Source organism: Flavobacterium arabinosi (genome assembly GCF_048158725.1).
Classification (GTDB): domain Bacteria; phylum Bacteroidota; class Bacteroidia; order Flavobacteriales; family Flavobacteriaceae; genus Flavobacterium; species Flavobacterium arabinosi.
Genome location: NZ_JBLNKX010000005.1, coordinates 311188 through 333880, shown reverse-complemented (window position 1 = coordinate 333880; position 22693 = coordinate 311188). Strand labels below are relative to the sequence as shown.

General features: G+C 33.9%; 17 protein-coding genes and 1 tRNA gene. 15 read left to right on the top strand and 3 right to left on the bottom strand.

Features of this window, described 5'->3' with window-relative positions:
* Positions 1-66 precede the first annotated feature (66 nt).
* Positions 67-525 carry an Lrp/AsnC family transcriptional regulator gene (locus tag ACM55K_RS12585; RefSeq protein WP_416850608.1) on the bottom strand — a complete coding sequence of 153 codons (459 nt, stop codon included), beginning with the start codon at positions 523-525 and terminating at the stop codon, positions 67-69.
* 241 nt (positions 526-766) lie between these two features.
* On the opposite strand from ACM55K_RS12585, the gene ACM55K_RS12580 reads away from it, so the two are divergent.
* Positions 767-1993 carry an aminotransferase class I/II-fold pyridoxal phosphate-dependent enzyme gene (locus ACM55K_RS12580; protein WP_416850607.1) on the top strand — a complete coding sequence of 409 codons (1227 nt, stop codon included), beginning with the start codon at positions 767-769 and terminating at the stop codon, positions 1991-1993.
* 126 nt (positions 1994-2119) lie between these two features.
* Here the strand turns inward: ACM55K_RS12580 and ACM55K_RS12575 are convergent, their stop codons facing one another.
* Positions 2120-4051 (bottom strand): amino acid permease, encoded by a 1932-nt coding sequence (locus ACM55K_RS12575; RefSeq protein WP_416850605.1) that lies wholly within the window; start codon positions 4049-4051, stop codon positions 2120-2122.
* A gap of 302 nt (positions 4052-4353) precedes the next feature.
* Positions 4354-7269: an FAD-binding and (Fe-S)-binding domain-containing protein gene (locus tag ACM55K_RS12570; protein ID WP_416850604.1), complete on the bottom strand. Its 2916-nt coding sequence runs from the start codon at positions 7267-7269 to the stop codon at positions 4354-4356.
* A gap of 231 nt (positions 7270-7500) precedes the next feature.
* Between ACM55K_RS12570 and ACM55K_RS12565 the strand changes: the two genes are divergently transcribed.
* The 14 genes from ACM55K_RS12565 to ACM55K_RS12500 all read left to right on the top strand — a co-directional run bounded on the left by ACM55K_RS12565 (position 7501) and on the right by ACM55K_RS12500 (position 22579).
* A complete protein-coding gene (locus ACM55K_RS12565; protein WP_416850603.1) occupies positions 7501-9033 on the top strand; it encodes a glycoside hydrolase family 10-like protein in 1533 nt (510 codons plus the stop codon).
* 27 nt (positions 9034-9060) lie between these two features.
* Positions 9061-10329: an MFS transporter gene (locus ACM55K_RS12560; protein ID WP_416850602.1), complete on the top strand. Its 1269-nt coding sequence runs from the start codon at positions 9061-9063 to the stop codon at positions 10327-10329.
* A gap of 121 nt (positions 10330-10450) precedes the next feature.
* Positions 10451-12061, top strand: coding sequence for a glycoside hydrolase family 3 protein (locus ACM55K_RS12555; protein ID WP_416850601.1), 1611 nt, complete (start codon positions 10451-10453; stop codon positions 12059-12061).
* A 141-nt stretch (positions 12062-12202) separates the two neighbouring features.
* Positions 12203-12841 carry a peroxiredoxin gene (locus ACM55K_RS12550; RefSeq protein ID WP_416850599.1) on the top strand — a complete coding sequence of 213 codons (639 nt, stop codon included), beginning with the start codon at positions 12203-12205 and terminating at the stop codon, positions 12839-12841.
* Positions 12842-12923: 82 nt separating this feature from the next.
* A complete protein-coding gene (locus ACM55K_RS12545; RefSeq protein ID WP_416835483.1) occupies positions 12924-13232 on the top strand; it encodes a thioredoxin family protein in 309 nt (102 codons plus the stop codon).
* A gap of 111 nt (positions 13233-13343) precedes the next feature.
* A complete protein-coding gene (locus ACM55K_RS12540) occupies positions 13344-13601 on the top strand; it encodes a DUF6952 family protein (protein ID WP_291246956.1) in 258 nt (85 codons plus the stop codon).
* Between the two features lie 191 nt (positions 13602-13792).
* The gene (gene tpx / locus ACM55K_RS12535; RefSeq protein WP_416850597.1) at positions 13793-14290 is read left to right on the top strand and encodes a thiol peroxidase; all 498 of its coding nucleotides are present in this window, start codon (positions 13793-13795) and stop codon (positions 14288-14290) included.
* A gap of 10 nt (positions 14291-14300) precedes the next feature.
* Positions 14301-14675: a diacylglycerol kinase family protein gene (locus ACM55K_RS12530; protein ID WP_416850595.1), complete on the top strand. Its 375-nt coding sequence runs from the start codon at positions 14301-14303 to the stop codon at positions 14673-14675.
* A 19-nt stretch (positions 14676-14694) separates the two neighbouring features.
* Positions 14695-17145 carry a DNA translocase FtsK gene (locus tag ACM55K_RS12525; protein ID WP_416850594.1) on the top strand — a complete coding sequence of 817 codons (2451 nt, stop codon included), beginning with the start codon at positions 14695-14697 and terminating at the stop codon, positions 17143-17145.
* Between the two features lie 49 nt (positions 17146-17194).
* Positions 17195-17836, top strand: coding sequence for an outer membrane lipoprotein periplasmic chaperone LolA1 (lolA1, locus tag ACM55K_RS12520; RefSeq protein WP_416850592.1), 642 nt, complete (start codon positions 17195-17197; stop codon positions 17834-17836).
* Between the two features lie 7 nt (positions 17837-17843).
* Positions 17844-19277 carry an LptF/LptG family permease gene (locus tag ACM55K_RS12515; protein WP_416850591.1) on the top strand — a complete coding sequence of 478 codons (1434 nt, stop codon included), beginning with the start codon at positions 17844-17846 and terminating at the stop codon, positions 19275-19277.
* A 9-nt stretch (positions 19278-19286) separates the two neighbouring features.
* Positions 19287-20420 carry a 3,4-dihydroxy-2-butanone-4-phosphate synthase gene (gene ribB, locus ACM55K_RS12510; RefSeq protein ID WP_416850590.1) on the top strand — a complete coding sequence of 378 codons (1134 nt, stop codon included), beginning with the start codon at positions 19287-19289 and terminating at the stop codon, positions 20418-20420.
* Positions 20421-20587: 167 nt separating this feature from the next.
* Positions 20588-20672 (top strand) — tRNA-Ser (locus tag ACM55K_RS12505).
* Between the two features lie 926 nt (positions 20673-21598).
* Positions 21599-22579, top strand: a complete 981-nt coding sequence (locus ACM55K_RS12500) for a glycoside hydrolase family 130 protein (RefSeq protein ID WP_416850589.1) — start codon at positions 21599-21601, stop codon at positions 22577-22579.
* The last annotated feature ends 114 nt before the right edge of the window (positions 22580-22693 follow it).

Below are 22693 nucleotides of genomic sequence, written 5' to 3'. Positions count from 1 at the left end.
TTGTTATGAATTTTTAGCAATTAGCATTTACATATAGTTGAATACCTACTTAAATTGGCATATATACTAAATATCAACAACGGTCGTACTTTTTACTTCACTTATCATAAATGTACTGTGTGTACTTCCTATATGTTGTAATGTGGTGAGTTTTGTAACCAAAAATTCTCGATAAGCTTCCATATCTTTTACCACTATTTTCAGGATATAATCGTAATCACCACTCACATGATGGCATTCTAAAACTTCCTTTAATTTAACCACTTCACTTTCGAATTTAGCGATAAACTCTTTGGTATGCTGAATCAATTTTAGGTGACAAAAAACAACAAAACCTTTCTCAACTTTCGAACGATTGACTAACACTACATATTTATCGATTATCCCTTCCCTTTCCAGTTTTTTAATGCGTTCGTAAACCGCAGTTACAGAAAGATTAAGTTTTAAGGAAAGTTCTTTGGTGGTTTTCTTACTATCTGTTTGTAATAAAAAAAGCAGCTTTTTATCTATTGAATCTAATGTCATTTTATTAAAAAATTGGAATGGATAAATAATCTATAAAAATCTTATTTGAGAGGCTAATTTAGAAAATTAAATTGCATTATTCATTTTTTATAGTTTTAAAATCCAATATTAAACAATACGATTGATTATTAATCTATAATGATTTTATTTTGAAATAGATTTCTTGATGCATCCGAGATTTCTAGCCCAGATAGCTTCAGATACTGAAATAAATTCAGCATAAAATGATTAAATATAAATTATGAAAAATTTCAATCCCGCAGACAACATTCAGGATTTACAGTACTTTGGCGAATTTGGTGGTGTAAACCCATCGATTTCTGATTCCTCAACCTATACTTTTTTATCGGCAAAAACGATGTTCGATACTTTTGAAGGCAATATGGAAGGCTGTTATTTGTATTCCCGTCATTCCTCACCGAGCAATTTGTACTTAGACAAAGCATTGGCAGCAATGGAAGGAACTGAAACAGCGAATGTTTCCGCATCAGGAATGGGAGCGATTACACCTACGCTATTGCAATTGTGCGGCTCGGGAGATCATATCGTTTCGAGCAGAACTATCTATGGTGGAACGTACGCTTTCTTGAAGAATTTTACGCCTAGATTAGGCATTAAAACCACATTTGTTGACATCACGAAATTAGATGTTGTAGAAGCTGCCATTACTCCCGAAACCAGAGTTTTGTACTGCGAGACGGTGAGCAATCCTTTACTTGAAGTGGCTGATATTGCTGGTTTGGCAAAAATCGCAAAAAAACACAATTTGAAATTGGTCGTCGATAATACTTTTTCGCCATTATCCGTTTCTCCTGCAAAATTAGGGGCTGATATTGTGATTCACAGTTTAACGAAATACATCAACGGAAGCAGCGATACCGTTGGCGGTGTCACCTGTGCTTCACAGGAATTTATCGACAGTTTAAAAAATGTTAATAGTGGCGCCAGCATGTTATTGGGGCCAACAATGGATAGTTTACGTTCGGCGAGTGTGATGAAAAACTTGCGCACGCTACACATCCGAATGAAACAGCACAGTTACAATGCGATGTATCTGGCGGAACGTTTTGAAAAAGACGGATTAAAAACGGTTTATCCCGGATTAAAAAGTCACCCGAGTCATGAATTGTATGCTACTATGATTAATCCCGAATATGGTTTTGGCGGAATGATGACATTGGATGTTGGAACTTTGGCGAAAGCCAATGAACTAATGGAATTGATGCAGGCAAAAAATCTGGGATATCTTGCAGTAAGTTTAGGATTTTACAAAACCTTATTTAGTGCACCGGGAACTTCTACTTCAAGCGAAATTCCTATGGAAGAACAAATAGAAATGGGATTGACTGATGGTTTAATTCGGTTTTCTATAGGTTTAGATAATGATATTGAAAGAACGTATCAGATGATGAAAAAATGTATGATGGAATTGAATGTACTAATATCAGAATCCGTTTTGATGGAATAGTTTTTTTTTAGTTTTTGTAGTTTGTTAAATCCGTTTGAAAACATATTTCGAACGGATTTTTTTGGGTCTAAACCAAAAAAACGTCTTGTTTTTTACAAGACGTTTTCCTATATAAATAGTTAAAATTTATGCTTCTCTCAAATTCAACTTACTGTTGTTACGGCTGAAGCCAAAATAAATCACCAAACCTATTAACAACCAAATCGTGAAATAAATCCAGTTCCAAACACTTAGTTCTGCCATCATATATAGGCAACAAATTAAACCTAATAAGGGAATTAGCGATAAGTTTTCTTTGAATGACCAAACTGATAATCCAGCCAAAACAATTAGAAAAATCCACATTGGAATTTTATGTTTGAACAACCCAAAACCACTTTCATATTTAATTGCATCTGACACTGGAAGACCTGCAATTACACTGGCATATTTAGCATCGTCTTGTTGGTATTGACTTAGCAAAAATTCTAAATCTGGAGTACCTGTTGTAGCATTTTTAGCATCAACACTTACTAAATAACTATATACTTTTTGAGTTTCTTCTTTATCTAATGAGGTTATAATAGCTGCTGAATCATTAATTTGAGTTTCATTAGTAATGAAATCCATTGTATTTTTTTTATTATAACCAAAAGCAAAAACCAACCCAATACTAATTAAAACAGGCATGATAAATTTTGAATTCATATAAGGAGTTTTGAATTTTCCACGAGGAATATCGGTTCTATTTTGCAAAGCCAAAACTCCGGCACATACCAAAACAAAGGCAAATAAAGTTCCTATACTGCACAAATCTGTAACCATTGTTAAATTCAAAAATAAAGCGGGTATTGCCACTACAAATCCGGTAACGATTGTAGCATAAGAAGGTGTTTTGAATTTAGGATGCACTTTAGAAAAACGTTTTGGCAATAATCCATCCCGGCTCATACTCATCCAGATTCGCGGTTGCCCCATTTGGAATACCAATAAAACACTCGCCATAGCAATTACTGCACTTACGGCAATAATTCCCGACATCCATTTTAAATGCAGTTTATCAAATACAAATGCTAATGGATCGCCAACATTCAATTCGTTATAACTCACCATTCCGGTTAAAACCAATGCGATTGCAATATATAATAGCGTACAAATAATAATGGCCCACATCATTCCTTTTGGTAAATCACGTTGTGGATCTTTACATTCTTCAGCAGTTGTAGAAATAGCATCAAACCCAATGTAAGCAAAGAATACAGCTGAAACTCCTTTTAAAACCCCTGAAACTCCATTAGGAGCAAACGGGTGCCAATTATCAACATCTACATAAAAAATCCCTACAGCAATTACTAAAAGTACGATACATAATTTAACAACAACCATTATATTACTGGCATTTCGAGACTCTTTCATACCACGATAAACCAAAGCTGTTATTAAAACAATAATTAATAAAGCTGGTAAATCAGCCACAAAGTGAAAAGAACCTATAACTGGTGAAGTGGTCCACGCTGTATATGCCGCCTGTGTTGCTAAACTTAAATTTTCAAATGTTTTTCCACTTTGCATCAAAGCTGTTGCGTCTTTAAAACCATTGGAAGCGGATAAATAATCCATTTGGGCATATTGTGGAAGATGAATCCCCATGCTATCGAGCAATCCGGTAAAATAATCACTCCACGATATCGCGACCGTTATATTCCCTACTGCATATTCCATAATTAATGCCCAACCAATAATCCAAGCAATTATTTCTCCAAAAGCTACATAAGAATAGGTATAAGCACTTCCCGAAACAGGAACCATCGAAGCAAATTCAGCGTACGCAAAAGCTGCAAAACTACACGCTATGGCTGTAAACAAGAAAAGAAAGATAACTGCAGGACCTCCATCAGCACTGGCTTTACCAATGGTACTAAAAATACCGGCTCCTACAATTGCTGCAATTCCAAAAGCCGTTAAATCACGAGCTGTTAAATGCTTTCCAAGTGCATTATGGCCATCTGCATTATTTTTTTCAACTTGTTTTAAAATGTCTTGTACTGTTTTCTTTCTGAATAAACCCTTTAATGCCATGTTGTAAATTTTATCATTAAAAATTAATCTGTCGTAAATTTTACGATTTAATCCGAAAATAACGTAAATTTTATAAAAAATCAAATATATAAAACAATTTCAATATTAGAAATTTTAAGGAAACTATTTTGTTTTTAACTTTACATCTCATTCCATATTTCATTTTTTTAACTATTAAAAAATATCAAATCAATATTTAATAGTGGTATTTTTTACGAAATAACAAAAACAAGACCCAGTATTTAACCTTAATTCATTTTTTACAAATATTATACATTTAATATTCCAAAACAAGTACATATCTATTTTAAATATGACTTTAAAACAGATACCGGATGCAGGGCTTTTCTATTTGTTCCATCAAAAATTTGATGACGACAACTTGTTCCTGCGGCGGCAATAGTTATACTGGCATCAGTCGCTCTAATTTTTGGAAACAAAGTATCTTCTCCCATTTGCATACTGATATCATAATGCTCTTTTTCATATCCGAAAGAACCAGCCATACCGCAACATCCCGAATTATAAATTGTAACCAAACTATTTTTTGGTACATTCAACATGGCAAAAGTCGCTTCAATAGAACTCAATGACTTTTGATGGCAATGTCCATGAATTTTTATCGTTTTTTCCAAGTCAGAAAATTGCTCTGAATGAATTTTTCCTTTTACGATCTCATTTTTGAAAAACTCTTCAATGGTAAATACATGTTGCGATAGTTTCTCGGCATTTTCTTTATCATCTGCCAATCGGATGTATTCGTCCCTAAAAGTCAATATCGCCGATGGTTCTATTCCTATCAACGGACAATCAGCAGTAATATAATTCGAAAAGATATCAACATTTATATTCGCAATTGCTTTTGCTTCTACGAGAAAACCTTTAGAAATAAAAGCTCTTCCGCTTTCTTCATGATCCACCAGAATCACTTCGTATCCTAATGCCGTCAATAACTCATACGCATCGATTCCAACTGAAACATCATAAAAATTAGTGAATTCATCACAAAACAAACATACTTTTCCGTTTACAAAAGAATCACTTGGCGCCTGATTCCAATTTTTCTCGTACCATTTTCTAAACGTCATTGGAGCCAAAAGCGGTACTTCTCTTTTAGGAGCAATTCCCATACTCTTTTTCACCAAAGGCAAATTCACCATAAAATTGGTAAACGATGGAAAAATACTTGCTAGACCATTCAATTTAGCATTAAAAGCAAATACTTTATTTCGCAAAGAAAATCCGTTTGCTTTTTGGTATTGGTACAAAAACTCCGATTTTAAAGCGGCTACATCTACATTACTTGGGCATTCGCTTGCACAAGCTTTACAACTTACACACAATTCAAATACTTTATATAATTCTTCGTGATTGAACTTATTGTCTTTTTCCGAATGCGTCAAATATTCTCTCAACGCATTGGCTCTGGCACGAGTCGTGTCTTTTTCGTTTCGTGTGGCGCGATAACTTGGACATAACGTACCGCCAGCCGATGGTAATTTCCTGCAATCACCGGAACCATTGCATTTCTCGGCAGCGCGCAAAATCCCCATACTATCCGAAAAATCCTGAATCGTTTTGATATCCGGTTCTACTCTTCCCGCTTCCACCCGAAGGTTTTCGTCCATTTTGGAGGCATTTACAATTTTCCCAACGTTTAAAATTGTATTCGGGTCAAAAGCTTTTTTTACCCGTTTTAATAATTCATAATTCTTGTCTCCAATCATAAAAGTTAAAAATTCTCCACGCACTATTCCGTCACCATGTTCCCCGCTCAATGAACCTCTATATTTTTTGACTAAGATAGCCACTTCGGTTGCGATGTTTCTAAATTGGTGCAATCCTTCTTTTGTTTTTAAATTTAAAACAGGTCGCAAGTGAATTTCTCCGGCTCCCGCATGTGCATAATAAATAGCACTCTGACCATGTCGCTGCATCATAGCGGAGAACTCGGCAATATAATTAGGCAAATCACTCAACTCAACAGCGGTATCTTCAATGGAATCAGCCGCTTTATTATCACCTACAATACTTCCTAAAAGTCCAAGACCTGCTTTTCGCAATTCATTTATTTTATCAATGTCTGATCCATAAATTTTAGGTAAAGCATACCCAAAATTATGCAGTTCAAGATCTGCAATCAAAGCATTTGCCTGTGATTCGGCATCTTCCATACTATGATGAGACGCCACTTCAAGCATGATAACTGCCTTTGGGTCCCCTTGTATAAAAAACCTGTTTTTGGCTTGTTCCCTGTTCGTTTTTGTACAATCCAGAATGGTATCATCCATCAATTCACAGGTATACAAATGATGTTTCATAGCCGTAACTACAGCTTCTAAACTTTCTTGAATGGTATGAAAATGTGCTACCACCATGACATTATTTGTTGGCGGTAAATCATCCACTTTCAAAGTGATTTCGGTGGTAAATGCTAAAGTTCCTTCGCTTCCGCAAAGTAGCTTCCCTAAGTTTATCGTTTTTTCTGTTCCGGAAAACAGTTCCGATTTCAATAATAAATCTATTGCATAACCCGTATTTCGCCTGTGAATTTCAGGCTTTGGAAACTCTTTTACAATTTCTTTTTGGTTTTCTGTATTCGAAAGTTCCTCATAAATTGATTTGTAGATAGCATTTTCAAGCGCATCTCCTTTTGTTTTATCTAAGAATTCTTCCGAAGTCAAATCTTTGAATACAGCAGAACTTCCATCACTCAAAACGGCTTTCAATTCCACTATTTTGTCCCGGGTTACTCCATAGCGTATCGAGGTAGTTCCTGATGAATTATTCCCTACCATTCCTCCTATCATACATCGACTTGAAGTGGAAGTATTGGGTCCAAAAAATAAACCATGTGGTTTTAAGAATAAATTCAGTTCATCCCGAATCACTCCTGGTTGTACCGTAACCGTTTTTTTTATGGGATCAAAAGCAACAATCTTGGTGAAATGTTTCGAAACATCCACAATAATTCCGCTACCTACCGTTTGCCCTGCCAATGAAGTTCCGGCAGTTCGAGGCGTGATTGAAATCTTATTTTTTGCTGCAAAGCGAATAATTTTGACAATATCTTCTTCTGATTTTGGAATCGCCACAGCAAGTGGCATAATTCTATAAGCGGAGGCGTCAGTAGCGTAAATCGTTTTATGAAGTTCATCAAATAAAAGTGCTCCTTCTAAAGATTGGGATAATTGTTCTAATTCAAGTGAGGTTAACATGGCTTATACATTATGTTTTGTAAAATACTGATAAAACAGCATTATTTGACAAATATATATATATAGCCGATTATAAATTAAAAAAAAATTAATTCTTTGACGGAAAGTTTAATTTAAAACTATTTTGGCAAAGAAATTGCGCTAGTAAAATAAGTTGAATTTTATCCCCCTTTTATCTGGTAAATTTCACTAAAAAAACTATTTTTGAATACTTTATAAATCAAGACCCTAATGAAAAAATGCAAGCTTGTCCTAGTACTTATTTCGTTCTTTCTAATTTCTTCTTGGAATGGGAACGCACAAATGATGGCTACAAATCCTAAAAATGAATTTAGAGCCGTTTGGATAGCCACGGTTGTTAATATTGACTGGCCAAAAAGTAGTACAGATAATGTAAATAAACAAAAAGCCGATTTTATTGAAATTTTAGATGCTTATAAAAAATTAAATTATAACGCCGTAATTGTACAAATTCGAAGCGTTGGTGATGCCTTTTACCCAACAGAATTAGCACCATGGTCTCGCTTTTTGACCGGAAAAGAAGGACAAGCGCCAAAACCTTATTTTGACACATTGGCATGGATGATAAAAGAAACGCATGCTAGAGGGTTTGAATTTCACGCTTGGTTAAATCCGTATCGCGCCACAATGGACCTGAACACGGCTATTTTAAGTCCGAAACATGATTTTTACCAACATCCGGAATGGATGATTAAATATGGCGGAAAATATTATTATAATCCAGCGCTGCCAGAAGTTCAAAATCATTTACTGGCAATTGTTGAAGAAGTTGTTGAAAAATACGACATCGATGCCATTCATTTTGATGATTATTTCTATCCTTATAAAATAAAAGGAGAACAGTTTAATGATACCGATTCTTTCAAAAAATATGGAAATGGGTTAAGTTTGGAAGATTGGAGACGTTCTAACGTCAATAATTTTGTAAAATGTGTTTCTCTTTCGATAAAAAACATAAAACCTTGGGTACAATTTGGCATCAGCCCGTTTGGAGTTTGGAGAAACAAATCAGTGGATCCTAAAGGTTCTGAGACTGAAGCTGGCCAAACTAATTATGATGATTTATTTGCTGATCCAATAGCGTGGATGCAAAACAAATGGATTGATTACCTCGTTCCACAATTGTATTGGAGCATGGATCATCCCAAAGCTTCGTATTCAAAACTACTGCGTTGGTGGTCTGAAAACTCCACTAATACTGCCATTTACATTGGAAACGGAACCTATAAAATCAATGCGGATTCCGATAAAAGATGGAATAACCCCAATGAAATTCCGAATCAGATTGATATTACCCGTAGCTATAAAAACATTCAGGGAAATGCTTTTTTTAGTGCCAAATCATTCTTGAACAGAAATCAAAACGTAGCGCAATTATTGATAGAAAACCAATACAAATACCCTGCACTTCCTACTGTGGTTCCAAATTCTATCAAAAAAATGGCTATTGTACCCACAGCGAATAACATTCTGGTAAATCCTATTTCTTCAAGCTTTAATGTCAAATATCCATTATATAGTAAAGTACGTTATGTTATGGTTTATGGTACTAAATTTAATTCAAAAATTGACATCAATGATCCAAGTCAGATTATTGATAAAATTGCATTTAAAGAAAATAACGACACTGTTGAAATTGTAATTCCAACCTATAAATTAGATAAAAACAAAACCTGCGCCATTACATTCATCGATTTTTATGGTAATGAAAGCCAACCCACTTTAGTTAATTTCACACTATAAAATTTGAATTGAATTAATCCGCTATACATGAGAAAAGACAACAGCCCTTGGTTTTGGATTCCATTATTAAATTTCGCATCAGGTTTTCCGTATGCCATCATAATTTCTGTATCGGTGATTATGTACAAAAGTTTAGGCATCAACAATGAAGACATTGGAGTTTACACTAGTTTGTTGTATTTACCTTGGGTTATTAAGCCATTATGGAGCCCTTTTATCGATTTATATGCAACCAAAAGAAAATGGTTTCTTGCGATGCAATTGGTTATCGCAATAGCTTTTTTGATTGTAGGATTAACCATCCCTATGAGTAATTTTTTTGTACTGAGTCTGGCTATTTTTTGGGTAGCGGCATTTGCATCAGCTTCAAATGACGTTGCAAGCGATGGTTTTTATATGTTGGCTTTAGCCAAAGAACAACAATCTTTTTTCTTAGGGATTCGAAGCACATTTTACAGACTTTCTATGCTTACCGCCAATGGATTAATCGTAATTCTAGGTGGTTTTCTGGAACAGAAATACGGAGACAAAAGTAAAGCTTGGTCGTACACCATGATAATTGTGGCCTTGGTTATGGCTTTTCTAACCATCTATAACTTTTTTACCACGCCAAAAGCGGAAGAAACTAAAATCACCTCTGAAACTGAAAACAAACAGAGTTTCGGAGTTGTTTTTAAAACCTTTTTTCAAAAGAAACAAATTGGAATTGTATTAGCCTTTATATTACTTTTCAGATTGGGAGAATCCCAATTATTAAAAATGTTAACTCCCTTTTTAATTGATGAAAAAACCAAAGGCGGTATGGGATTAACCACGGAAGATGTCGGTATTATTTATGGTACATTTGGAGTTACTGCGCTGGTAATCGGAGGAATCCTTGGCGGCATAGCCATTTCAAAAGGAGGCCTTGGTAAATGGATGTTACCTATGTTTTTAGCCATGCACTTGCCCATAATAGGATTCATTTTACTTTCTCATTTTCATCCTCAGTCCATTTTTTATGTTTATGCTACTGTAATTGCAGAACAATTTGGCTACGGTTTTGGTTTCGCTGCCTTCATGATGTATTTAATTTATGTTGCCGATGGCGAATCTAAAACGTCCCACTACTCCATTGCAACCGGATTTATGGCTTTAGGAATGATGCTTCCGGGAATGTTGAGCGGATTTATTCAGGAATATTTAGGCTATGGAAATTTCTTTATTTGGGTATTTTTAGCCACAATACCGGGATTAATCCTTTCTAGATTTTTAATTTTCCCCTCCGATTTTGGAAAGAAATCAGAGCAAGTATAGAAGTATATAAACTTCAACCATATAAGAAATGCAAGTTCATTTAAGTAAGTGTTTTTTTTAAGTTTTTATATGAACTTATATTTTTTATAGGGTTAAAAATTATCCTTAAAACTATTTCAGAATGACATTAGAACAAAAAATAGGACAATTTTTCTTTCCAGCTGTTTTCATCAATGATACCGAAGAAAACATCTTGGCAACGGAACGATTAATCAAAGATTACAATATAGGCGGATTAACTTTTTTTCATAGTAGAGCCAGTGCCGCGACGAATTATGAAACCAAGAAAAAAGTAGTTTTAAAAGATGACAGTTTTCAACGTTTAAAAGAACTTATCATACGGTATCAAAACTGTGCCTCCACTCCATTATTAATGAGTATTGATGCGGAATGGGGATTAGCCATGCGTGTCGAAAAAACACCACAATACCCGTATGCCATTACGCTTGGCGCTTTACCGAAAAGCGAAAAACTTTTGGTTTACGAAGTGGGGAAACAAATAGGTTTGGACTTAAAATCAGTTGGAATCCATTATAATTTAGCGCCCTTAGCAGATATTAACAACAACCCGAATAATCCTGTAATTGGGTATCGTTCCTTTGGTGAAAACAAAGAAAAAGTAGCTGATTTTGCTCTTGAATATTTAAAAGGAATGAACGAAGTTGGCATTTTAGGTTGTCTCAAACATTTTCCAGGGCACGGCAATACCAATGTCGATTCGCATTTAGGATTACCCGTTTTGGAAGAAACATTGGAGGAATTATTGGAAAATGAATTAGTTCCTTTTATAAAGGGAATAGAAAGCAATGTCGATTCTATCATGATTGGCCATTTGGCTGTTCCTGCTTTGAATGAAGGAAAAGATACATCGGCAACGTTATCAAAATCAGTAATTGAAACGCTTTTGCGAAAGCAATTGGGATATGATGGTTTAGTGATTTCGGATGCGTTGAATATGCATAGTGTCTCTAAATTATATAAGAAAAAAGGGCTACTGGAATGGGAAGCTTTTAATGCCGGAAATGATGTTTTGTGTTTTGCCGAAAATGTGACGGAAGGAATTCAGGAAATCCTGAAAAATGCAACTCCGGAACGAATTGAAGCCAGTTTTAAACGATTGTGGAAATGCAAACAAAAAGCGGGAATTATAGACGGGAAACTTAGTTTACCAGACCTTTCGGGAAGTAATTTTGATTTTGAAGCTACCTCCGTTTTAAATCGAAAAATTGCTCAAAACTGTATTACAAAAATAAAAGACAATCACAATACCGTAACCGTTTTTGATGCTAAAAATAGAGAAGATCTTGCCAAAATCAGCTTTTATAAAAATACCAATAATGTATTTTTCCAGAACTTATCTGCCGCTTTGCCTTCGCCTGAATTTTGTTATGAAACTGGGGGCAATTCTGTTCTGGATGAATTAGAAAAGACATTAACTCGTTTTGATACCCTTATTATTTCTTTGTTTGTTCCAAAAGCAAAACCTTTACATAATTTTGACATGGAAGATTCAGTACTTCGGTTTTTGGGTAATTTATTCCAAAACAAAAAATGTGTTTTGTATGTTTTTGGGAATCCATATGCGCTTCAAGTTATCCCAAATTTAAAACATGTGTTAGGAATCGTTCAAATGTATCAAGATTTCACAGAATTTCAAGAAATCGCAGCGGAACAACTTTTAGAAAACACTACTTGCAAAGGCACTCTACCTGTGGCTGTTACCGGTATTTAATCGAAAATTATATTTTTAAAATTAGCTTACTATAAGAAATAATTATTTATAAATAAATATTTATAATCAAATCTTATTGTTTCAAACCTTCTGTTTAGGCTATTTTTGCACCATAAAAAGAAATAACTAAAAATAAACAATATGTCATTAGTAGGAAAAAAATTCCCAAGCATTGCAGTAGACGCTATCTCAGAAATGGGTGATAATTTAAAAATCAATATTTTCGAAGAAGCTACAAAAAACAACAAAAAAGTGCTTTTGTTTTGGTACCCGAAAGATTTTACATTCGTATGTCCAACTGAATTGCATGCTTTTCAAGCAGCTTTACCAGAATTTGAAAAAAGAAATACAATTGTTATAGGTGCTTCTTGTGATACAAATGAAGTTCATTTTGCTTGGTTGAACACTCCAAAAAATAATGGTGGAATCGAAGGTGTTACGTATCCAATTCTTGCTGATACGAACAGAAACTTATCTAACATTTTAGGAATTCTTGATATTGAAGAAACGGGTTACAGTGAAGAAACAGATTCTATTATCATCGAAGGATCTAATGTAACGTACAGAGCTACTTACCTTATTGACGAAACTGGAAAAATTTTCCACGAAAGTGTAAACGATATGCCATTAGGTCGTAACGTAAATGAATATTTACGTATGGTTGATGCTTACACGCACATTCAAGAAAAAGGGGAAGTTTGTCCTGCAAACTGGGAAGCTGGAAAAGATGCAATGAGCGCTGACAGAAAAAGTACTGCAGAATATTTAACTCTAAACTAATAAAACAATTGCAATAGCAATGGCAATTTCAATATTTTAAATTGCCATTGGATTTTGTTATTGAATTTTAAAAATAAAAACTATGTTAATCGAATTAAACGAAGATACATTAGCGGATTTAATTGCAAAAGATGAAAAAGTTGTAGTTCAATTTTCGGCTTCATGGTGTGGAAATTGTCGTATTATGAAACCAAAATTCAAAAAATTGGCTTCAGAAAACGAAACAATTACTTTTGCTCTTGTCGATGCTGAAAATTTTCCTGAATCACGAAAATTAGCTAATGTGAGTAATTTACCCACTTTTGCCACTTTTGTAAATGGGAAATTAGTAAACGAAACACAGACAAACAAACAAGAAGTACTAATCGAATTGGTGAACGAGATAGTTTAAATGATTTAAATAGACTACTCAGATTATTAGACTTCTTAGATTTGAAAATCTAAAATATTTTATATCCTAAAAATCTAAGAAGTCTTACAATCTAAAAATCTAAAAAAAAAAATGAAATTACCGGTAATCAAGCATTTAACGCAGTTTATAGAAGAGAATGATGAAGATTATATCATAGAAACAATTGAAGTTTTGGAAGCAATGACAGAAATTACTTCATTGAAAGATGAAGAATTAGATGTAATTGGTGAATTGATTTCAAATATGTACGGCGCTTTAGAAGTTAACAAACTAGTAAAAACTGGAACTGATAAAAAAGAAGCATTAAACGGTTTTATGAAACGTGTTTTAGGTTCTATCGACAAATAAAAAAGGATTTTTAATTCAATATTTTTAAAACGCACTCCGAAACGAGTGCGTTTTTTTATGTATTTTATAAAAAAGACATTGGGTAGTACGGGTTTACTTAACGCTCCAAAATCTTGAACTTTATCCCGAAGTTTCATCCTTAAATCTTAAATAATTTTCATACTTTTGAACCTCATTAAAAAACAAAAATTATGGCTTCAATAACATTAAAAGGAAATCCAATAAATACCTCAGGGGAATTACCAACAGTAGGCTCAAAAATGAGTGATTTTAAATTAGTTAAAAACGATCTTTCTGTTACTACGTTAGCTGACTTTTCTGGAAAAAAATTAGTTTTAAATATTTTTCCAAGTATTGATACTGGAACCTGTGCCGCATCGGTTAGGAAATTCAACGAAAGTGCAAGTAAATTGGAGAATACCAATGTACTATGTATCTCAAGAGATTTACCTTTCGCACAAAACCGTTTTTGTGGTGCTGAAGGACTTGAAAATGTTGTTAATTTATCTGATTTCCAAGCTGGAGATTTTGGTAAAACCAATGGTTTGGAAATTGTAAACGGTCCTTTAGCCGGATTGCATTCCAGAGCTATTATTGTAGTGGATGAAAACGGAACAATTACGCATACGGAGCAAGTTGGTGAAATTGTAGATGAGCCAAATTACGAAGCGGCATTAGCAGCACTTTAATAACAGCTGAATGGAATTTGAAAAAGACAATACTTTTTTTACCGGAAGATTAAAAAGTGTCACGTACGCTTTTAAGGGTGCCGTAAAATTAATTACCACTGAACACAGCATAATGGTACAATTTTCATTAGGTATACTAATGACTATTGCTGGATTCTATTTTGGAATAACTGCAACACAATGGCTTTTTCAAACGATGGCCATTGGTCTGGTTATGAGTATTGAAGGTTTAAATACGGCTGTTGAAAAAATAGCCGATTTTATTCATCCTAATTATCATGAAAGAATTGGATTTATCAAAGATATTGCTGCAGGAGCTGTATTTTTTGCTGCTTTAACGGCAATCGCAATCGGTTTAATCATATATATACCAATACTTCTGTAAGGTATTATTACAATCAAGAATGGCAAAAACAACAAAAACAGCACCTTTAGATAAAAAAAAGGATTCTAAAACTGAGGAAAATAATCCATTACAACTGACGAAACAACACAAAATTGTTTTTGGTTCGCTTTTGGTATTATTTTCAATTGCTTTATTATTTACATTTATTTCCTTTTATATTTATGGACAACAAGATCAAAGTGCCGTTGGTGAATTGACTGACAGAACCGAAACGGTTCAAAATTGGTTAGGAAAATTTGGTGCCTTTTTAGCAGATTTACTTGTTTATAAAGGTTTTGGACTTGCCGCATTTATATTCGTACGCTTATTTTTCCTTACGGGAATGTATATGGTTTTGGGTATTTCCTTAAAAAAATTGAAAAGTATTTGGTTTTGGGATTTATTCGTAATTATCATTGTATCCATTTTATTTGGATTTTTTGCTACTTCAGCACCCGAATTAGGAGGAACAATTGGATTTGAATTGAATTTATTTTTGCAGGATTACATTGGAAAAACAGGAACGTTATTGATTCTGTTGTTTGGATTAATCATTTACGTAATTTTCAAAATCAAAATCTCACCTGAAAACATTCAGTCGTTTTTTGACAATACAAAAAAAGAAATCAAAGCAGATTTAGCAACTATTCCTTTAAATGGTGCAAAAAGTAGCGCGTATAATTTAGAAGAATTTGCTGTAGTAGAAGAGGAAATTGATGAAATTCATTTAAAAACAAATGGTTCTCAATTCGAAATTAACAAAGAGGCGTTGAAACCAACAATAAGCAACTCATCGGATATTAATAGAGATCCTATTGTAAAACCACTTGCTATGCAAGTTACACCAATAGCAACTCCAGAAATTATTTCGAATCCTATTGATACTTTTGTAATAGAAACAGCTCCGGAAGAAGATATTATTGAGGAAAATTTAGCTTCTCGATTAGTGGCTGATTTTGGATTATTCGATCCAACTTTGGATTTATCCAACTATAAATTCCCTACAATAGACTTATTAAAAGAATATTCAACTGGAGGAATTACTATTAACCAAGAAGAATTAGAAGAGAATAAAAACAGGATTGTTGATACGCTGCGCAATTACAAAATTGAAATTGCTCAGATAAAAGCGACTGTTGGACCCTCAGTTACTTTATATGAAATTGTACCGGAAGCGGGTATTCGTATTTCAAAAATCAAAAGCTTAGAAGATGATATCGCTTTGTCCCTTTCGGCATTAGGAATTCGTATCATTGCCCCTATTCCTGGAAAAGGAACTATAGGAATTGAAGTTCCTAATAAGAATCCTACGATGGTATCGATGAAAAGTGTCATCGGCTCTGCCAAATTTCAAGAAGCCGAAATGGAACTGCCTATCGCTCTTGGAAAAACAATTTCGAATGAAACTTTTGTGGTTGATTTAGCCAAAATGCCTCACTTATTGATGGCGGGAGCTACCGGACAAGGAAAATCAGTTGGACTAAATGCTGTTTTGACTTCGCTTTTGTACAAAAAACATCCAGCTGAAGTTAAATTTGTTTTGGTTGATCCTAAAAAAGTAGAACTAACACTTTTTAATAAAATTGAAAGACACTATTTAGCGAAACTTCCGGACATGGATGACGCTATTATTACGGATAATGCAAAAGTGGTCAATACTTTGAACTCCCTTTGTGTAGAAATGGACAACCGTTATTCTTTGTTAAAAGACGCGATGGTACGCAACATCAAAGAATACAACGATAAATTTAAAGCTCGAAAACTGAATCCAGAAAATGGACACCGCTTCTTACCTTATATTGTTCTTGTTGTAGATGAGTTTGCCGATTTAATCATGACAGCAGGAAAAGAAGTTGAAGTTCCTATTGCACGTTTAGCACAATTGGCGCGAGCCATTGGAATTCACTTAATTATAGCGACACAAAGACCTTCTGTTAACGTAATTACAGGTTTGATAAAAGCCAATTTCCCTGCGAGAATTGCTTTTAGAGTTACCTCCAAAATTGATTCCCGAACCATTCTTGATACGCAGGGTGCCGATCAATTGATAGGACGAGGAGATATGCTATATACCAACGGAAATGACGTTGTTCGGGTACAATGTGCTTTTATAGACACACCAGAAGTAGAAAAAATCACTGAATTTATTGGTTCTCAAAAAGCATATGCAACAGCATATCTACTTCCTGAATTTGTTGGAGAGGAAAGTGGCATTAATCTTGATATGGATATTTCCGACAGAGATACTTTGTTTAGAGAAGCCGCAGAAATAATAGTAAACGCACAACAAGGTTCGGCTTCACTGTTACAAAGAAAACTAAAATTAGGCTACAACAGGGCAGGTCGATTGATTGATCAATTAGAAGCTGCTGGAATTGTAGGTCCATTTGAAGGAAGTAAAGCACGTAGTGTAAACATTCTGGACATGAGTTCTCTTGATCAATTTTTCAACAATGAACAAAACAATTAGCACCATGCAATCAAAGATTCAAGAATTCAAAAAAAATAACATAAAAAAGATGAGTAGATTTTTTCAAATTGCAGCTTTGCTGTTTTTTAGTTTTTCAATACAAGCTCAAGATAAAAAAGCGAAAGATCTTTTAGATCAAGTTACAGCAAAAGTTAGAAGTTATAATAATATTGTTATTGATTTTAAGTATTCTTTGAATAATGCCAAAGAAAATATCAATCAGGACAGCAAAGGAAATGTAATCATGAAAGGCAATCAATTTGTATTGAATTTCATGGGGGTCACTAAAATTTTTGACGGAAAAAAAAGCTACACCATTGTTCCGGAAGATGAAGAAATCACTATTTCTAAAGTAACTGACAAAGACGATAATGCCATTACTCCTTCAAAATTATTGACATTTTTCAACTCTGGTTATAGATACAATATGGATATTTTACAGGATGTAAAAGGAAGAAAAATCCAGTATATCAAATTGGTTCCTACCAATGCAAAAGATCAAAGAAAAGAAATATTATTAGGTATTGATGTGCAGACCAAACACATCTATAACTTAATTGAAATGGGTAAAAAAGGCACAAAAACTACTTTAACCGTTAATTCTTTTAAAACCAACCAACCTTTGTCAAAAAATCAATTTACCTTTACCGAAAGTAAATATCCAAATTACTACATCAATAAATTAGATTAATTCTTAGGTGAAAATTCTTGACAAATACTTATTAAAAACATTCCTGACTACATTTACGACTGTATTTGTAATACTTTTTTTCATTTTTATACTTCAAACTGTTTGGTTATTTATATCCGAATTAGCAGGTAAAGATTTGGATTTACTAATGATTATCAAGTTTTTAGGATTTTCAATGCCACGAATAATTCCTTTGGTTTTACCATTGTCTGTACTATTGGCATCGATAATGACTTTTGGTGATTTATCCGAAAATTATGAATTGGCGGCTATGAAATCAGCAGGTGTTTCGCTAAAAAGAGCCATGAAAAGCTTAACTGTTTTTATTGTAATATTGGGATTTGTAGCCTTTCTTTTTGCCAATAATGTGATTCCTTTTGCCGAATATAAGTTTATCAATTTCAGAAAAAACATAGCACAAGCTAAACCTGCCTTGGCAATCGCCGAAGGCCAGTTTAGTGATGTTGGTTTTTATAATATCAAAGTGAATAAAAAATCCGGAGAAAATGGAAATTTCCTTACCGGTATCACTATCCATAAAAAATCAAATCTTGGTGACGGCAGTAAAACAGTCATCAAAGCCAAAAATGGAGAATTGATAAGCAGCGAAAAATCTAATATTCTGCAATTGGTACTTAATAATGGCTACTATTACGAAGATATCGTTCCCAAAAAATATGAAGATAGAAGCAAATTGCCATTTGCAAAAAGTTCATTTAAAAAATACATCATCAATATTGATTTATCAAAATTGAATAAAGTCGATGTAAATGATCAAAGCATTGCTAATACCAACACGATGCTTAATGTGAGTGAATTAAATTATACGCTGGATTCCTTACATAAGAATTTAAAAACAGATATCATTTCGTTTTCAGAAAACATGAATCAGCGAATTGTAATTCCAAAGGATAATAAAATAAAATCACTTAAAAAAAGTAAAACTCTTCCAAATAATATATTATCATTATATAAAAATGATGAAAAATCTAAGATTTTAGACCTTGCGATCAGTAATCTGGGAAGTTTAAAATATTCTATTGATGCCAGTCAAACAGAATTTAAAGCTAAACGAAAAAATATCAACAATCATTTATTGGCCTTTTACGATAAATTTGTAATTGCATATGCCTGTTTTTTGATGTTTTTTATAGGAGCACCTTTGGGAGCTATTATTAGAAAAGGCGGACTTGGGCTTCCAATTATTTTTGCAGTTTTAATTTTTATAACGTTCCATTTTATAAATACTTTTGGTAAAAGAATTTCACAAGAAAATGGGCTTACTCCATTTATGGGCGCTTGGCTATCTTCGATAATTCTATCACCACTGGCTATTTTACTGACTTACAGAGCCACAAACGATATCGGATTAATAAATATGGATGTTATTTTAGCGCCATTCCAAAAAATATATAAAAAAATATTCCCAACACCAAATTAAACACCAATCATGGTTACAAATAAAATACACCTAAACACAATAGAAGAAGCGATTGAAGATATTCGACAAGGAAAAATTATTATTGTTGTTGATGATGAAGATAGAGAAAATGAAGGTGATTTCTTGGCTGCTGCCGAAAAAGTAACACCCGAAATGATTAACTTCATGGCTACTCACGGCCGCGGATTAATATGTGCTCCATTAACAGAAAGCCGTTGCAAAGAATTAGGACTCCATGTAATGGTTAGTAACAATACAGATCCAATGGAAACTGCTTTTACAGTCTCAGTAGATTTAAGAGGGAATGGAGTAACTACCGGAATATCAGCGGGAGATAGAGCTAAAACTATTTTATCATTAGTTGATTCCAAAACAAAGCCACATGATTTAGCACGACCAGGACACATCTTTCCTCTTATTGCTAAACAAGGAGGTGTTTTAAGAAGAACTGGACATACTGAAGCTGCAATTGATTTTGCACGACTCGCAGGTTTTAAATCAGCGGGAGTGATTGTTGAAATCATGAATGAAGATGGTTCGATGGCGCGTTTGCCACAATTAGTGAAAGTGGCTAAAAAATTCGATTTAAAATTAGTTTCTATTGAAGATTTAGTGGCTTACAGAATGCAACATGACAGTCTGATTGTAAAAAAAGAAGATTTTGATCTGGAGACCCGTTTTGGTACATTCAGATTACGTGCTTACCAGCAAACAACCAACAAACAAATTCATATTGCTTTAACAAAAGGAACTTGGAATTTGGGTGAGTCCATTTTAACCAGAATCAATTCCTCACAGGTAAATAATGATTTATTAGGCACATTGACTAATAATGCAGACCAACAGCTTGATGATATGTTTAAAGTAATTAATGAGCAAGGAAAAGGTGCCGTTATTTTCATCAATCAGGATATGCAATCGGTTAATTTACTAAGTCGTATCACAGAACTAAAATTACTACAAAGTGAAGGTGTGATGAAAGCGCCTAAAATTGTTATCGACAGTAAAGATTTTGGTATTGGTGCTCAAATATTACATGATATTGATATCTCAAAAATAAGATTGGTATCCAATACCGAGGGGACAAAACGTGTTGGAATGATTGGTTATGGACTAGAAATAACAGAATACGTAAAGTATTAAACCTAAATTTTAATTTTTTGCAAAAATAAGTTTCCTCTAAAGTATAGAAAATGAAACATTTAAAAATTAGTACTAAAAATAGATGCTTTTTTTATAAAAATAGATTTGTATAACCAAAAAAGGTTCTTATATTTGCACTCGCAATCAGGTAATGAAAGCGACATGCTGGAGAAATGGCAGAGCGGTCGAATGCGGCAGTCTTGAAAACTGTTGACTGTTACAGGTCCGGGGGTTCGAATCCCTCTTTCTCCGCAAAATTAAAACCCGAAACGTAAGTTTCGGGTTTTCTGCTTTTAATTATTCCCTAATTTTATATTTTTTCAAGAACATTCAGGATTGATTCTAAAAGCCAGTCGTGTTTTATTAAAAGCCTTGACTTGTGAAGCGATTTTCTTTTTCTTTTAAATGTTAAAAATATAAAGCTAATCGAAATCAATATTTAAAATTTTATTTCTGTAATATTTCATTATCAGGTCTAAAAAAACAGCATTCACCCTGTAAACCAATTTTTCTCCCTTATTTTTATATTTATTTTTTCGTAATTTTGATATAGTACATAATTAAAGTTTGAGCTTTCAAAATCCCAACTTATTAAAGAAATTCCAAAACTATATTATGATGCAATATCTAACCGCTTTCATTATTACATTAAAAGCACACTTATTTTATTATAATTTAAAAATAAATCTATGCGAGTTTCCGTCATCAGAAAAAATGTAATATTTAGTCCTGATTCCAAGAGGGTTGTTGCCCGATATTTTATAAACGGCGATCAACGGACCAAAAAAATGGTAAGCCATATAATGATGTTGGACGAAAAACAAGTCGTAGATACCCTAGAACATACACTTCGGGAGTTTGCCAGACGGCATCGAAATATTTCTAGCACATTTTTCAGGCATTGTGAAAAAATTAGAGGAATCATTGAAGGAATGCAAATCAATTATGACGCCCTGTCTGCTGAACGAAAAATGCTCATCGGTTCTTACTGTACAATGGAGTACGCTATAGAATCAGCAGCTTTCTTCAACCCTTCCATTGTGGAAGATTTCGATCAGTCGGGCCTTGAAATGGGTGAAAAACGGGTCATTATTTCTTTCCGTGCCACTGGCGAAGGTCATATCTCTTCAATCGTTTTTAGGAGGGGAATCTTGGATAAGAATAACAATCTACATGTGATGAAAATTGGGAATAACATTGATAAAGCAGAGATTGTACACAAAACGTTATATAACAAAGAACGATTTTTGATTAAATTGGCAGAAATGCATACTTCGAACAAATACTCAGCCCATATTATGCAGGACCTGCCGAATGAATTTGAGTATGCCGTATTAAAAAGTATGGTAAATAAAGCCTTAAGCGATCCAATGATTCGCCAGGAGAGGAGAACTGCCCTTGAAGAAGTGATTTGGTTGGCGGATTCGTTTTATGATTTGCAATTCAAGCACGATTCCGATATTACTGAACGTGTTATATTTCCGATATCAGATTCTGAAAGTCGTGGTATTGAAGATGCTCGTTTTGTACGCTTTGTGGATGATGATAAATCAGAAAGAATAATAGCAACTTATACGGCTTATAATGGTCATACTATTCTTCCAAAACTTATTTCTACTGAAGATTTTTATTCCTTCCGTGTAATGCCTTTACATGGAGCGGGCGCTAAAAATAAAAACCTGGCACTATTTCCTAGAAAAATAAAAGGCAAATATGCTATGCTTTCCAGAATTGATGGGGTTAACAATTACCTTATGTATTCGGATAGGGTTACACAATGGGACAATCCGGTTATGCTTCAGGAGCCTCGTTATCCGTGGGAATTTACACAAATCGGAAATTGTGGATCACCCCTTTGGACCGAAGAAGGCTGGTTGGTTATCACCCATGGTGTAGGTGCCATGAGACGCTATTGCATAGGAGCTTCACTGTTTGATCTTGATGACCCTTCGAAGGAAATTGGAAGGCTTAAAGAACCCTTACTTTCTCCATTAGAAGATGAAAGAGAAGGCTATGTACCCAATGTAGTGTATTCTTGCGGTTCAATTATTCACAACAACAGTCTTATATTACCCTACGCCGTATCTGACTATTCCTCGACTTACGCTGTAGTGGATATGGTGGAATTGATGGATGCTTTGAAGAAAAGTAAATCATAGTTTATTTTAAGATACCCTCACATATAAAAAAATTCTGGCTATTATAAAAAGAAAACCTGAAGCCTTTGTTTCAGGTTTTTATTTTTAAACGATTCCTATACTTTAGACCAAATA

What these genes read in the sequence shown, in the direction of transcription:
- ACM55K_RS12585 (WP_416850608.1), bottom strand. Translation starts at nt 525, where the DNA reads ATGACATTAGATTCAATAGATAAAAAGCTGCTTTTTTTATTACAAACA.
- ACM55K_RS12580 (WP_416850607.1), top strand. Translation starts at nt 767, where the DNA reads ATGAAAAATTTCAATCCCGCAGACAACATTCAGGATTTACAGTACTTT.
- ACM55K_RS12575 (WP_416850605.1), bottom strand. Translation starts at nt 4,051, where the DNA reads ATGGCATTAAAGGGTTTATTCAGAAAGAAAACAGTACAAGACATTTTA.
- ACM55K_RS12570 (WP_416850604.1), bottom strand. Translation starts at nt 7,269, where the DNA reads ATGTTAACCTCACTTGAATTAGAACAATTATCCCAATCTTTAGAAGGA.
- ACM55K_RS12565 (WP_416850603.1), top strand. Translation starts at nt 7,501, where the DNA reads ATGAAAAAATGCAAGCTTGTCCTAGTACTTATTTCGTTCTTTCTAATT.
- ACM55K_RS12560 (WP_416850602.1), top strand. Translation starts at nt 9,061, where the DNA reads ATGAGAAAAGACAACAGCCCTTGGTTTTGGATTCCATTATTAAATTTC.
- ACM55K_RS12555 (WP_416850601.1), top strand. Translation starts at nt 10,451, where the DNA reads ATGACATTAGAACAAAAAATAGGACAATTTTTCTTTCCAGCTGTTTTC.
- ACM55K_RS12550 (WP_416850599.1), top strand. Translation starts at nt 12,203, where the DNA reads ATGTCATTAGTAGGAAAAAAATTCCCAAGCATTGCAGTAGACGCTATC.
- ACM55K_RS12545 (WP_416835483.1), top strand. Translation starts at nt 12,924, where the DNA reads ATGTTAATCGAATTAAACGAAGATACATTAGCGGATTTAATTGCAAAA.
- ACM55K_RS12540 (WP_291246956.1), top strand. Translation starts at nt 13,344, where the DNA reads ATGAAATTACCGGTAATCAAGCATTTAACGCAGTTTATAGAAGAGAAT.
- tpx (WP_416850597.1), top strand. Translation starts at nt 13,793, where the DNA reads ATGGCTTCAATAACATTAAAAGGAAATCCAATAAATACCTCAGGGGAA.
- ACM55K_RS12530 (WP_416850595.1), top strand. Translation starts at nt 14,301, where the DNA reads ATGGAATTTGAAAAAGACAATACTTTTTTTACCGGAAGATTAAAAAGT.
- ACM55K_RS12525 (WP_416850594.1), top strand. Translation starts at nt 14,695, where the DNA reads ATGGCAAAAACAACAAAAACAGCACCTTTAGATAAAAAAAAGGATTCT.
- lolA1 (WP_416850592.1), top strand. Translation starts at nt 17,195, where the DNA reads ATGAGTAGATTTTTTCAAATTGCAGCTTTGCTGTTTTTTAGTTTTTCA.
- ribB (WP_416850590.1), top strand. Translation starts at nt 19,287, where the DNA reads ATGGTTACAAATAAAATACACCTAAACACAATAGAAGAAGCGATTGAA.
- ACM55K_RS12500 (WP_416850589.1), top strand. Translation starts at nt 21,599, where the DNA reads ATGAAAATTGGGAATAACATTGATAAAGCAGAGATTGTACACAAAACG.